Source organism: Arenimonas alkanexedens, assembly GCF_054781355.1.
Genome location: NZ_BAAGUO010000003.1, coordinates 264,606 through 277,151, shown reverse-complemented (window position 1 = coordinate 277,151; position 12,546 = coordinate 264,606). Strand labels below are relative to the sequence as shown.

Genomic DNA, 12,546 nt, shown 5'->3' with positions numbered 1-12,546 from the left:
CTGCGCGCCTACTTCGCCAGCAGGAAGTTGAGCAGGTTGTTCTGGAAATACGGATTCACCGACAGCTGGTCGTGCTGCTCGCACAGGAAGAAACTCTGGGCCAGCGGGAAGAACCGGCCCGGCTGGCCGGGAATATCGGGCAAGCCCCGACCCAGCTGGGAATCACGGGTCACCAGGCCGTCGCCGGGATGCAGCAGCAGGCGCGCGTAGTCCACGCCGGGAACCCGCGCCTTCACTTCTTCCGGCCGGATCACCAGACGCTCCGTATCACCATCGCGATCGAGCACGGCATACGTGGGGGTCAGGCTGCAGTCGCCGCCGAACACCGCCACTTCAACGCCATTGGCACGCATCGGTGCGCTCAGCGCCAGCTGGAACTGCTTGGCGCGGGCAAGGTGGCGGATGAAGACCGACTGCAGCTCGGCCAGGCTCCTGACGCCGGCCTGAGTGTCCGGCGCGGCCGCCATCACCCGCGCCCCCACCTCGGCCGAGAACACCGACCAGCGCCGCAGGCGCCAGGCTTCAGGGTCGTAGATGTCGAAGTCGATCGGCTCGCCGGCCGGCGACAGCACCACCTTCGACTCCGGGTGCGGCAGCGCCTCGAAGGGCGTGGCGAAGGTGGCCAGCACCTCCACCGGCACCGTGCGCCAGGCGACCTTGAAGCCCTGCTGCAGCCGCTCGAGGCTGGTGACCGCGCCCAGCGAGGGGGTGCCCAGCATCACCACGCGACGGATGCGGTGCCCACCTTCGTTCCAAGGCGTGAAAGCGCCCTGCTCGAGCACGTCGGTCGGGCCGTAGCGAAGGTAATAGTTGGCGATCAGACCGCCGTTGCTATGCGCCAGGATGTCGACTGCGAGGTCGGGGTCCTCGTAGTCGCGGCGGATCTGGTCGATCATCGCGTGCAGCTGACGCACCGCTTCCAGGTTTTCCTTGCGCCAGTCGTACAGCAGCAGGTAGTAGCGGCGACGGTCGTCGGCGGGCACGGCTTCGCCAGGTGTCCCGCGCTTGAAGCGGCCCACATTCTCCATGGACCGGATCAGCGCGCCGTAGTAGTCGGTGCGCGCAACGCCATAGAACAGGTCACCCGGCACCAGCCGGCCGCCTTCGCGCTCCGCCTGCTGCATGCGCGCCAGCTCACGGTATTCGCTGAAGGCCAGGGTGCCGATCGAACCGGGCCAGAACTCTTTGCCGGTGTCGCTCTCGACCAGGGTCGAACCCATCAGGCCGTGAATCAGGATCACCGGCGGCTGGGCTTCGTGCTGCACCTGGCCTGCGTACAGGCGCGACAGGTCCGGGCGCTCGGGAGCACTCGCGCAGGCGGCCAAAAACAGCAGCAGCAGCGGGCTGGTCCATCGAATAATGCGGTTCATGCCGGAAACCTCCGCGGCCACCGCGGCCCGGCGTGGCCGCGGCGGTGTCGAAATGGATACAGCGTCAGGCGGCCTCCGCGCCGGCGCCGTGGCGCGGGTAGTCGGTATAGCCGGCGGCGCCGGGTGTGTAGAGCGTGTCGGCGTCAACTTCGGCGATCGGTGCGCCCGTACGCAAGCGTTCGGGCAGATCCGGGTTGGCGATGAACGGACGACCAAACGAAACGAGGTCGGCCAGGCCCGTGGCCAGGTCAGTTTGAGCGCGGGCGCCATCATAGCCGCCATTGGTGATCAGCGTGCCCGGGAAGCGACGCCGCACTTCGTCCAACAGGGCGGCGTCAACGGTGCCGCCGGCCAGGTGCAGGTAGGCGATGTCGCGGGCCGCCAGCGCATCAACCAGGTCAAGGAACTGCTCGCGCTCGCCGTCGAAGCCCACTTCCAGGTCGTTGAAGCCGTTGAACGGCGACAGGCGCACGCCCACGCGCGCCTTCCCGACCTCGGCGACCGTCGCATCCACCACCTCGATGAGGAAGCGATTGCGATTGCCGGCGCTGCCGCCGTAGGCGTCGCTGCGCTGGTTGCTGCGGGGGTTCAGGAACTGTCCCAAAAGGTAACCGTTGGCCGCGTGCAGCTCGACGCCGTCAACGCCGTGGTCCACGGCCAGGCGCGCGGCCCGCGCATGGGCGTCTCGCAGCCGCAGCAGGTCGTCGGCGCTGGCCGCGCGCGGCACCGGGTGCGGCTGCATGCCGGCGGTGTCGGTCCAGATCTCGCCGGCCGCCACGACCGCGGAGGGCGCCACCAGCGTCTCGCCGTCCGGCAGGTTGGCCGCCGCGCCAATGCGCCCGCTGTGCATCAACTGGATGAACAAACGACTGCCGCCGGCATGCAGGGCGTCGGCGATCGCGCCCCAGCCCTGGGCCTGGGCCTCGTTGAACAGGCCCGGGATACGGGCATAGCCGAGGCCGTCGGGCGCCGGCGCGGCGCCTTCGGAGATGACCAGGCCGGCGCTGGCGCGCTGTCCGTAGTATTCGGCCATCAGCGCATTGGGCACGTTGTCCAGGGCGCGCGAGCGGGTCATCGGGGCCATGACGTAACGGTTCTTGAGCGCCAGGCCGGAGCGTTCATACGGGGTATCAAGCAGTCGGGTCATTGTGGATCTCCGGGAAAGTGGCTCTAAGATGGACCCTCTCACCTGCAGAACAAAGACCGCCAATTGATACCCATCGTTACTCTATTCAGGATGACGCCATGACGCGCTGCCGACGCCCGACCCGGCTCAATGGGCCCATGTTGCGTGCTCTCGCCCTGCTCGCCTGCCTGCAGGCCCTTTCCCTGGGGGCCCGGGCGGAGCCTTTCGGAAACTCCCGCTTCGAAACCGTAGCGGGCGTAAAGGTGCATGTGCGTCACTGGCCAGCCGAGGGCGCCGATGCCGGCTGCCCGGTGCTGCTGGTGCATGGGCTTGGGGGTTCGACCTTCTCCTTCCGGCAGCTGGCGCCGGCGCTGGCCGCGGCCGGGCACCCGGTATGGGCCATAGATCTTCCGGCCTACGGCTACAGCGCCCGTGAGCCGTTCCCGGGCACCGCCGGCGAGGCCCTGGCGCCCTGGCTGGCCGAACGCCAGCCCGGCGCCGACTGGTGCCTGCTGGGCCATTCCATGGGTACCCGCGTGGTCGGCGAACTGGTGTTGAGCGGCAGGGTCGGCATCGCAGGCGCCGTCTACGTCGCCGGCAATCCCATTCTGAGCGCGCGCGAGCTGCGCGGCCGCGAACGCTACCGCTCGCCGCGTGTCCGCCGCTGGCTGGCCAGCCTGGTCGAATCGCGCTACCTGGACGAAGACCGCTTTGGGAAGCTGCTGGCCAAGGCCTATGGCCGTGACCCTTCCGCCGAAGAAGTCGCCGGCTATCTCACCCCGCTCAAGACGCCTGGCACCGCCTTGGCGATCATGACCGGCTATTCGGCCGAGTTCCCGGTCAATCCCAGCGGCGACCAGCTCGACCACGTGCCCACCCTGATCCTGTGGGGCGAGAACGACGCCTGGGTGAAGCCCGAGGTCGCCGATCGCCTGCAGGCAGCCCTGCCTTCGGCCCGCCGCGTGACTATCGCCGATGCCGGCCATAGTCCGATGGAAACGCATCCGGAACAGACCCGCGAGGCGGTGCTGAAACTGTTCAGCGGTGTGCCGGCGATCGCCTCCGCGCGCTGATGCGATAGTCTCGCTGCATCCCACAACGCGGAGCCCGCCGATGAACCTGCTGCGTTCGCTGTTTTTCGCCACCGCCGGCCTGGCCCTGATGGCCTGCGCTACGCCCGCGCCCGAGGCCATGGCCAACCCGCCTGAAACCCGCCCTTTGCCCGCTACTTCCGAGGAGTTGCCAATGAGCTGCGATGCAAAGAAAGGCCAGTGGGCCGTGGGCAAGATCGCGGACGACGTGCTGGTCGCCAAGGTCAAGGCCGATACCGGATCGACCAGCTACCGCGTCATCCCGCCCGATACGGCGGTGACGATGGACTATCGCGAGGACCGGGTGAACATTGACGTCGATGCCGCCAACCTGGTTACCGCGGTGCGCTGCGGCTAACCGCGTCGGGCGGCGTTCGCCGCCGTCCGCGCCGCCGACTGGCGGCCGCAGCCGAGCAGGCGGGAGCCGCCCAACCACTGCTTGTCGGGGAAGTATGCGAACAGCAGCTGGCCCTGCTTGAGCGTGTCGATCACCTGTTTCGCCACCTGTGGACGCAGCGCCGGGCAGCCGAAGCTTCGGCCCAGGCGGCCTTGGCGCAGGGCCTGCAGGGGATCTACGTAGGGCGCGCCGTGCATCACGATCAGGCGGTCGCGGGCGGCATCGTTCACGCCCGGCTCCAGACCGTCCATGCGCAGCGAATAGCCGTTGCCGCCCTGATAGGTTTCGGCGGTGCGGAACAGCCCAAGGCTGGACTGGTGGCTGCCCTCAAGGTTTGAAAATGCCTGCGCCAGGTTGTCGCCGCTGCCGCGTCCATGGGCGACGTGCTCAGCGAACAGCAGGGTGCGTCGACCCAGGTCAAACACCCATAGCCGCGGCTCCGTGGACGGCCGCGAATAATCAATGACCGCCAGTCGTTCGGCGTCCGGCGCCAGCGCACCCTGACGCGCGCAATCGCTGGCTTCCAGCGCCAGCGAAAGCACTTCGGGATTCAGCCCAGGGGCCTGGTCGGCCAGACGCGCGAGCAGGCCGTCGGCGGCCGAGGCCGGCAGTGCCACGAGCGCCAGTAGGGTAGGCAGCAGACGTTTCATTCGGGCAGCTTAGTCGCTGGCCGGTGACGGCGGATTAACACCGTCCGGGTTCGCGCCTTCGGCATCGAGCACGGTCACCGGCTGCGTGCGCATCGCCTGGTCGGTGATTACCACGGTGGCGCCGGGAGTCAGCGCTTCGCCGACCAGGGCCCGGAAGGCGGGGGCCAGCACCACCGCAGCGGCCAGGGCGGCGGGGTCTTCGACCGGATCACCCAATACCTGCACCCAGCGATGCCGTGGTGAGGCCGCGGCGGGCTGAGCCGGGACGCCTTCGAGCAGCTGGAAAGCGCGGGTGCCGTCCGGCAACGCTTCACCGGCGCCCAGCGGCGCGCGTCCGATCTCTATGCCTTCACGCAGCACCACCAGCGCGCGATCGGCGCGGCTGATCAATACCGAAAGCGCACCCGCGGGCGCGCGCTCGGGTGCCCACTCATAGCCGGCGTAAGTCGGCGTCGGCAGCCGGTGCGCTGCGATGGGCGTTGCCAGCAGCGGCACGGCCGGGGCCGGAACCAGTACGCGGAACAGTCCGGAAGCGGCCAACATCGGTGCCTGCCCCGCCTGGTCGGTAATGACTACGGTGATGCCGTGGGAAGTGACGCCGAACAGCAGCTCGGAAAATGCATACGGCAAACGCACGCAGCCGTGCGAGGCGGGGTAGCCAGGTATCCGGCCTGCGTGCAGCGCGATTCCGTCCCAGGTAAGTCGCTGCATGAAGGGCATCGGCGCGTCATCGTAGAGATTCGAATAGTGCTCGCGCTTTTTTTGCAGGATGGTGAACAGGCCCGTCGGTGTTTCGAAGCCGGGCTTGCCGGTGCTGACCGTGGCAACGCCGATGCGCACGCCGTTGCGATACACATAGGCGCGCTGCTCGGGCAGGCTCACCAGCACCAGCACGGGTCCGCGCGGCGAGAGTTCGGGCAGCCACAGGTATTCGCCCGGCAGCAGCTGCAGCGGCGCCGCACCGGGCAAGGGCGCAGGATCGGCCGGCTGGGCCAGCGCCGTTCCGGCCAGCGCCAGCGCGGCGAGCCAGACACAGGCGCTTCGCAGGCCAGCGTTCAATGCGCAAACAACACGGGCACGGTGGACTGCTCAAGCACCGCGCGGGTGGCGCCACCCAGCACCTGCTCGCGCCAGCGCGAATGCCCGTAGCCGCCCATCACGATAAGGTCGGCATGGTGCGCGGTGGCATGGTCGACGATGACCGCGCCGGTGCTGCGTCCCTCGCGAGACGTAGTGAAAACCTGCACCTGCGCGCCATGGCGCGCGAGATGGGCGGCGATGTCGGCGCCGGGCGTCTCGCCGCTGCCGGTTTCGCCGATGTCCGGATCAATCACCAGCACGTCGATGCGGGCATCTCGCGGCAGCAGCGGCAAGGCATCGTGGATGGCGCGCGCGGCTTCCCGTCGGGGCTGCCAGGCCAGCACCACGCGGCGTGGCGGCACCATCATCCTGGCATTCTCCGGCAGCACCAGCACCGGGCGACCGCTGTCGAGCAGCAGCGCGCTGAAGGCGATCGGGAAGCGCGAGCCTTCGCTGCGGCCAAGAATGGTCAGGTCCGCGTGGCGTGCGTGCAGGGCGGCGGTTTCCTCGGGCCACTGCAGCAGGGATTCGACCACCCTCAGCTCAGCCTCCACACCTGCCGCCAACAGGCGCTGGCGGGCCACCTCGCCGGTGGCGGTGGCGGTGGCGCGCAGCCCGTCGAAATCGGACTGGTTCAGGCTCAGGATCGCCATTCCCCATTCCGACGCCACCGGCATTGGAAAGGCGATGGCCGCCAGCACAGCGACGTGGGCACCGTGGGCCAGGGCGAGTGCCGCCGCGGCATCGAGTGCAGCGGCGTCGGCGTCGGAGTACTGCAGCGGTACCAGCAGATCCTTGGGCATGGGAACGCTCCACGATCGTCAGGCCACATTGACCCTGCTTACAGCCTACGCCCAAGATCCGCCCCGGCATTGATCGCGATCAAGCGTCGCGGTTTGGCGCCCGACTAGGCCTTGAGCCGCACGTACACCGCCTTTCCGCCGCCCGTGGCGCCGCGCTCCTCGACCTCGTACCACTTGGCATGCGCCTTGATCAGGTCGCTGAGCTTGCGCTGGCCATACAGGCGCGGGTCGAAGTCGGAGCGAACCTTGTTGAGATAGCTGCCCACCGCGCCCAGGTGAGCCCAGCCGGCGTCGTCGGACGACTCTTCGATCGCCTGCTCGATCAACTTGCGGGGCAAGGGAAGCGGTGCGCTCTTGGGCGGCGGGGGTGTCTCGGCGCCGCCGGGTTTTTCAGCCTTTCGGGTGGAGGCTGCAGGCACCGGCTCGGGCGCCGGATCGCTGCGCAGCACCTCGGCATAAATGAACTTGTCGCAGGCCTGCACGAAGGCGTCGGGCGTCTTGCGCTCACCGAAGCCGTAAACGCTGTGGCCTTCCTCACGCAGGCGCTGGGCCAGGCGAGTGAAATCGCTGTCGCTCGAGACCAGGCAGAAGCCGTCGAAGCGGCGGGTATACATCAGGTCCATCGCGTCGATGATCAGCGAGGAGTCGGTGGCGTTCTTGCCGCTGGTGTAAGCGAATTGCTGCACCGGCTGGATCGAGTGCTTGAGCAGCGCCTTTTTCCACTGGGTTTGCTGGGGCGAGGTGAAGTCGCCATAGATTCGCTTGACGCTGGCCACGCCGTACTTGGCGACCTCGGCCAGCAGGCCTTCGATGATGGCGGGCTGGGCATTGTCGGCATCAATCAGCACGGCCAGCAGGCGCTGGTCGTCATCGGGCTCGGGCTTGTTGCCGTTGCGCTGCTTCATGGTTTGCTCCGCGGGATCTCGGATCCATCCTACGAGCGCAAGCCGCACGCCGCCACCTGCACGCCGCTGGGGCGAACGGGCTAGGCTTGACCCTCACCCAACGGAGTGCCGCCATGCCCGCAGATCGCTTCCGCCTGTATGACGAAGCCGCGCTCGAGCCAGTAATTGACGGCATGGCACGCCAGGCCGCGATGTTGCTCGACGAAACGCCGACCGTGCTGCTGGGCGTACTGCGCCGGGGGGCACCGCTGGCAGACCGCGTGCTGGCGCGACTGAAGGTGCACGCGCCCTGGGCCGCGCTCAGCCGGCTGGACCTGAAGGTCAAGCGCTATGCCGACAACCTGGAGCTGCTGCATCCGGACACGGCCCTGGAAGCACCGCCCGACGTCGACCTGCTCAACCGGCGCGTCATCGTGGTGGACGACGTGCTCTACCAAGGTTATTCATTGATGCGCGTATTCGAGTGGCTGGCGACGCAAAAGCCTGCGCATGTCCACGCCGCGGTGCTGGTGGACCGGCAGCGCCACCGCATGCCGATCCGCGCCGACATCGTCGGCATCACGCTCAAGATCGCACCCGAAGACGTCATCGAGTGCAATGTTCCACCTTACGAGAGCGACTTCGCCGTCGACCTCTGGCGCCCCGCCGCCAGCTGAAACAGGGCCCGTGTGCGAAAGCGCTCATCGGAAAATCCCACCCCCGGGGAAAAAACAAAAAAGGCGGCCGACCCGGGGGGAGGTCGGCCGCCTGGCTCCATGCCAATGGAGTGTGGAGCGTTTGTTACTTCACGAGCAGGTCGTCGGCGATGACGCGCGTCACGCCTTCCGTGCCTTGGGCGATCTTGATCGCCATATCGCGGGCGGCCGCGGTGTCGGCGGTGCCGGTCAGGGTGACCACGTTGGCCTTGGTGTCCACGTTGATCTGGGTGCCCTTGACGGAGGTGTCGGCCAGAAGCTGCGTCTTCACCTTGGTGGTGATCCAGGCGTCATCGATGCCGTCGCCGGCTTCGTCCATGCTTTCGCGCACTTCGCCCGAGGCGGTAGCGGTATTGGCGTCCTGGCGACGCTCGCTGCCTTCGGCCGCGACCGTCAGCTGGTTGTCGACAAGGATGACGCCTTCGGCTTCACCGGCAATGCGGCCGGCAACCAGCTTGGCCTCGACGCTGTCGGCACCGCCGGTCAGCTTGACGGTGCCCTGCATGGTATCGACGTTGATGTCGAAACCCTGGGTTCGCTCATCGGCCAGCAGCTTGGACTTGACCGAGGCAGTAATGGTGGCGTCGTCAATCGTCTGGCCAACCGTGCGCTCCGGCGCGGCCTCGGTGGACTGCGCGTTGACAGCGGACACGCCCAAGGCGAGCGCGATGGTGGTGGCGAGCAGGGAAGTCTTGAGAACGTTCATGGGCTTTGGCTCCTGTTTGAACGGATCGCTGCGGGGGCAGCGTTCGGTCGTGGGACCTCGTCGGGACCTGAAGATCAGCACGGTCCGGACGTGGGGCGAGGTTGGACCTCGGTTTCCCAACCGCGGATGAAGCGCTTGTTTGAAAAACGTTAGCGGCGACCCGCCTGGGCTGACAAAAGACCTTTAGGAAAGGCTTCTAGTGATTCTGAACAAACTCCGAAACGGCGCTGATGCCGTCTTTTTCTCACCGAATGAGACTCCACAGGTGGAGTATCCTCGCTGGAAACGTCGATCGGAGTGCCCTGATGACCGCTCGCATTGCCCCCGCCACACCGCCCATCGCCGACGCCGGAGGCGCCGCGCTGCGCGCCTTCTTTCGCATGTGCGCCGCCTGGGGCCTCAAAAGCGCCGAAGCGCGGCGACTGTTGGGTGATCCGCCGGAATCCACCTTCTACAAATGGAAGAAACAGCAGGACGGGGCGCCCGGACGCGATGTGCTTGAACGCATCAGCTACCTGCTTGGCATCTTCAAGGCGCTGGCAATCCTGTTCCCGGAGCCGGCGCGAGCCGACGCCTGGCTGCGCAAACCCAATACCGCCGGACCCTTCGGAGGGCGCTCGGCACTGGAGCGCATGCTTTCGGGCAACGTCGCCGACCTTTACGTCGTGCGCAGCTATCTCGACGCGCAGCGCGGCTGGTAGTGGATACCCGCCCACGCCTCACGCGGGTGCAGTGGTCGGAAGCCTGGCGTCTCGTGCCCAGCCGCTTCCCCCCGCAGGGCGTATTCGATCGCATCGCCTCGCCCGAAGACCTTGAGGCCCTCTACGCGGTCGAGTCGATGACCAATGCGCGCCTGCGCGAGGAACTCGGCCAATTGGCGCTGGTTCCGCGCGAGCGCCGCGTCAGTGGACCCGGCTCGCAGCCGATCATGGCCGCGTTTACCCACCTCAATCCGGACGGCAGTCGTTTCAGCGACGGCAGCTACGGCGTGTTCTACGCTGCGCACGCGCTGGCAACCGCCATCGCCGAAACCCACTACCATCGCGCCCGCTTCATGGCCGCAACCCGCGAGCCAGCGATGGACATACCCATGCGCTGCTACCGCACCAGCATCAAGGCGCGCCTGCACGACCTTCGTCGTGGCTGGACCAAAATGCTGAGCCCCGACGATTACGCCGAGCCCCGGGCGCTGGCCCGCGAGCTGCGTGCCGCCGGCTCTGACGGCGTCGTCTATCCCAGCGTGCGTCAGCCCGGTGGCGAGTGTGTCGGAATCTTTTACCCCGACCGCGTCGGCGCCTGCGTGCAGGCCCGGCACCTGGTCTATCGCTGGGACGGTGCGCGGCTGCTGACCGCCGATGACGACGCGGATGGAGGCCTCTAGGCCGGCCCGACGCCGGTCGAGAAGCTGACCCGATGCCGTTGCCCGTGGGGGAGCGGCTCGAGCAGGTAGCTTCCGCGTTCTGAAAGCACGCGATCGGAAATGGGCGACAGCGGCTCCAGCGCCGGCAGCGCGGTGACCGCCGGCGAGAACGCCAGGTCCAGGCAGAGCGCGACCACGTGTCCACCGCGCGCCTGCGGCGTGACTTCCAGGCCCAGGCTGAAGCGGCACACGCTTTCGAGCCGCACCGCTTCGCGCACCGCGGACTGGCAGATCCGGTAGGCAGCGGTGCGGGCGTCGTCATCAAGCTGGTCAATCGGGCCGGCAAAGCTGGCTTCAAAGGCGATGCGCCCATCCTCGAGCATCTCGCGCAGCGGACCATTGTCGAGCGCGTGGCGCAGGCCATGACTGTCGAGCATGGACGGTCGCAGTTGACGCAGCGCACGCCGCAGACTGTCCTGGATATCGCGGACTTGCTCGCGCAGCGATTCAAGGAAGCGCGTGCCCTGTTCGTCGCGGACGTCGCGGAAGGCCAGGCTGATACGGGTACCCACGGCGTGGATGGCGTGGCCGAGTTCGTAGTCGAGATCGTTGGCCAGTTCGCGCTGGCCCTGTTCCTCGATGCGCACCAGGCGCTGGGTGACCTGCCGCAGCTCGCCGGCCAGGGCCGCGAGTTCTTCGTTCTTGGCGGCCAGCTCATGGTGGCGCAGGCCAAGTACTTCGTGGCTCTGCCGCAGCGCGGCGCTGGCCGCACCCAGCACCAGGGCGCCGGCGCCAACCACGGCCAACACCAGCTGCAGCATGGTCACGCTCACCGACAGCAGGCCACCCTGCACCAAGGCCTGGATCACCAGGCCCAGCAACAGGGTGCCCAGCGCCGCGCCCTCCCAGCCGTGGCGGAAGCCGAGGAAGAACAGCGGCACGAACGCCAACAGCAGCACGTACATCGCCAGCCCGTCGTAGGCCTGAAGCAGCGCGAAGATACCCAAGGCCCCCAGCATCGCCAGCGACATGTCGCGCCAGAAGACCACGCGCCGCGGACCCAGCCGGCCGTAAACGATCGCCACCAGCACCGGCGCCAGCGCCAACTGCCCGATCAGGTCGCCGTACATGAAGGTGAACATGCTGGCCAGGGAGTCGATGGCGCTCATCGGCACCGTGACCAGGAACAGCCACAGCAGCGGCGACACACACGCCGCACCGAGCAGGCCAGCCGCCAGGAACGACAGCATCCGGGTCGGCGTATCCAAAGCAGCGCCGGGCGACGGACCGCGCGCTACAAACACCACCGCGGCGTAGATCAGCCAGGGCGCGACGCACACCGCCAGGAAGGTCGTCGAGAACAAGGGATAGCCCAAGACCATCGACTTGGTGGCCTGGGCGGCAATTTCAGCCGCGCCCAGCCAGCCCCAGCGCCGCGTCGGCACCAACCACAGCAGCGCCAGGCGGAGTCCAGCCGGCAGGAACCAAAGCTGGGCCGACAGCTGTTCCAGGCCCAGCCAGGCCAGCAGGCTCAGCAAGGCAACGCCGGCCCAGGCGGCGTTGCGCCCGGGCGCGGTGTCCTGTAGCAGCTTCAAGGGATGCAAGCCCATTCCTTCGCCCAATCGCCTCGGCCCGGTCAGCCCTGTTGCATATGGTACCGGAGGGCAACACGAAGGAATGCCGCCGACCTGCCTTCCGCGTTCGGCCCGGGGCCGATATAATCCCGACCTTCACCTCCACGGGCCCCGGCCCGCCGTCAGGTACGACTGTGCGCAACCACGATCTGGATTTCCTCAAGAACTTCGCGATGATCATTGCGGTCCTGGTGGGCATAACGCTCGCCCTGATCCTGGTGGGCATCTACGTCAACAATCAGCTTGAGCCCGAGCCCAACCCGGTAGCGGAGCGCGTCACCGAGCAGCGCATTCGGCCGGTGGGTGGCGTCTATGCCGGATCCACCGGCGCCGCGGCGCAGGCGGCGGCCGCAGCGGCAGCCGCAGCGGCTTCGGCCGGCCAGGTGGCTTATGACGGCACGCTCGACGGCGCGGTGATCTACAACGCACTGTGCGGCGCCTGCCACACCTCCGGTGCCGGCGGCGCTCCGAAGCTGGAGCGCGCGGCCTGGGCTGCCCGCATCGCCCAGGGCATGGACACCGTGAACCGCCACGCCATCGAAGGCTTCCAGGGCAACGCGGGCATCATGCCGGCCAAGGGCGGCAATCCCAATCTCACCGACGAGCAGGTCATCGCCAGCGTCCAGTGGATGGTCGACAACCTCAAGTAAGCTTGGGCCACGCCCTCCCGACAACGCCGCCTCCGGGCGGCGTTGTTGTTTTGGCGGCAATGGTCTCGCCCCCTCTTGG

14 protein-coding genes are annotated in these 12,546 nt (G+C 67.7%); 6 read left to right on the top strand and 8 right to left on the bottom strand.

Annotation, left to right across the window (positions count from 1 at the left end):
* Positions 1 to 8 precede the first annotated feature (8 nt).
* Complete coding sequence (locus ACYVGY_RS09285; protein WP_460457207.1) at positions 9 to 1,370, bottom strand: esterase/lipase family protein; 1,362 nt, start codon at positions 1,368 to 1,370, stop codon at positions 9 to 11.
* A 64-nt stretch (positions 1,371 to 1,434) separates the two neighbouring features.
* Positions 1,435 to 2,517 carry an alkene reductase gene (locus ACYVGY_RS09280; RefSeq protein WP_460457206.1) on the bottom strand — a complete coding sequence of 361 codons (1,083 nt, stop codon included), beginning with the start codon at positions 2,515 to 2,517 and terminating at the stop codon, positions 1,435 to 1,437.
* A gap of 137 nt (positions 2,518 to 2,654) precedes the next feature.
* Here ACYVGY_RS09280 and ACYVGY_RS09275 point away from each other — a divergent pair, with 137 nt between their 5' ends.
* The gene (locus tag ACYVGY_RS09275) at positions 2,655 to 3,569 is read left to right on the top strand and encodes an alpha/beta fold hydrolase (protein WP_460457205.1); all 915 of its coding nucleotides are present in this window, start codon (positions 2,655 to 2,657) and stop codon (positions 3,567 to 3,569) included.
* A gap of 40 nt (positions 3,570 to 3,609) precedes the next feature.
* Positions 3,610 to 3,945: an I78 family peptidase inhibitor gene (locus ACYVGY_RS09270; RefSeq protein ID WP_460457204.1), complete on the top strand. Its 336-nt coding sequence runs from the start codon at positions 3,610 to 3,612 to the stop codon at positions 3,943 to 3,945.
* On the opposite strand, the gene ACYVGY_RS09265 is transcribed toward ACYVGY_RS09270, so the two are convergent.
* The 4 genes from ACYVGY_RS09265 to ACYVGY_RS09250 form a co-directional block, all read right to left on the bottom strand.
* On the bottom strand, positions 3,942 to 4,634 hold the full coding sequence (locus tag ACYVGY_RS09265; RefSeq protein WP_460457203.1) for a murein L,D-transpeptidase catalytic domain family protein: 693 nt from the start codon (positions 4,632 to 4,634) through the stop codon (positions 3,942 to 3,944). The two genes, ACYVGY_RS09270 and ACYVGY_RS09265, sit on opposite strands and share 4 nt — an antisense overlap.
* Positions 4,635 to 4,643: 9 nt before the next feature.
* The gene (locus tag ACYVGY_RS09260; protein WP_460457202.1) at positions 4,644 to 5,693 is read right to left on the bottom strand and encodes a L,D-transpeptidase family protein; all 1,050 of its coding nucleotides are present in this window, start codon (positions 5,691 to 5,693) and stop codon (positions 4,644 to 4,646) included.
* Positions 5,690 to 6,517, bottom strand: a complete 828-nt coding sequence (locus tag ACYVGY_RS09255) for a universal stress protein (RefSeq protein WP_460457201.1) — start codon at positions 6,515 to 6,517, stop codon at positions 5,690 to 5,692. The genes ACYVGY_RS09260 and ACYVGY_RS09255 overlap by 4 nt, the downstream gene beginning before the upstream one ends.
* Before the next feature lie 104 nt (positions 6,518 to 6,621).
* The gene (locus ACYVGY_RS09250; protein ID WP_460457200.1) at positions 6,622 to 7,422 is read right to left on the bottom strand and encodes an NYN domain-containing protein; all 801 of its coding nucleotides are present in this window, start codon (positions 7,420 to 7,422) and stop codon (positions 6,622 to 6,624) included.
* 113 nt (positions 7,423 to 7,535) lie between these two features.
* On the opposite strand from ACYVGY_RS09250, the gene ACYVGY_RS09245 reads away from it, so the two are divergent.
* Positions 7,536 to 8,078 carry a phosphoribosyltransferase family protein gene (locus ACYVGY_RS09245; protein WP_460457199.1) on the top strand — a complete coding sequence of 181 codons (543 nt, stop codon included), beginning with the start codon at positions 7,536 to 7,538 and terminating at the stop codon, positions 8,076 to 8,078.
* 124 nt (positions 8,079 to 8,202) lie between these two features.
* Here ACYVGY_RS09245 and ACYVGY_RS09240 read toward each other — a convergent pair whose 3' ends face one another.
* Positions 8,203 to 8,823 (bottom strand): BON domain-containing protein, encoded by a 621-nt coding sequence (locus ACYVGY_RS09240; protein WP_460457198.1) that lies wholly within the window; start codon positions 8,821 to 8,823, stop codon positions 8,203 to 8,205.
* 305 nt (positions 8,824 to 9,128) lie between these two features.
* Between ACYVGY_RS09240 and ACYVGY_RS09235 the strand changes: the two genes are divergently transcribed.
* Both ACYVGY_RS09235 and ACYVGY_RS09230 read left to right on the top strand, forming a co-directional pair.
* Positions 9,129 to 9,524 carry an MbcA/ParS/Xre antitoxin family protein gene (locus ACYVGY_RS09235; RefSeq protein ID WP_460457197.1) on the top strand — a complete coding sequence of 132 codons (396 nt, stop codon included), beginning with the start codon at positions 9,129 to 9,131 and terminating at the stop codon, positions 9,522 to 9,524.
* Positions 9,524 to 10,204, top strand: a complete 681-nt coding sequence (locus ACYVGY_RS09230; protein WP_460457196.1) for an RES family NAD+ phosphorylase — start codon at positions 9,524 to 9,526, stop codon at positions 10,202 to 10,204. The genes ACYVGY_RS09235 and ACYVGY_RS09230 overlap by 1 nt, the downstream gene beginning before the upstream one ends.
* Here ACYVGY_RS09230 and ACYVGY_RS09225 read toward each other — a convergent pair.
* The gene (locus ACYVGY_RS09225; RefSeq protein ID WP_460457195.1) at positions 10,201 to 11,778 is read right to left on the bottom strand and encodes an MASE1 domain-containing protein; all 1,578 of its coding nucleotides are present in this window, start codon (positions 11,776 to 11,778) and stop codon (positions 10,201 to 10,203) included. The genes ACYVGY_RS09230 and ACYVGY_RS09225 overlap by 4 nt on opposite strands.
* 173 nt (positions 11,779 to 11,951) lie before the next feature.
* On the opposite strand from ACYVGY_RS09225, the gene ACYVGY_RS09220 reads away from it, so the two are divergent.
* Complete coding sequence (locus tag ACYVGY_RS09220; protein ID WP_460457194.1) at positions 11,952 to 12,467, top strand: c-type cytochrome; 516 nt, start codon at positions 11,952 to 11,954, stop codon at positions 12,465 to 12,467.
* Positions 12,468 to 12,546: the final 79 nt, after the last annotated feature.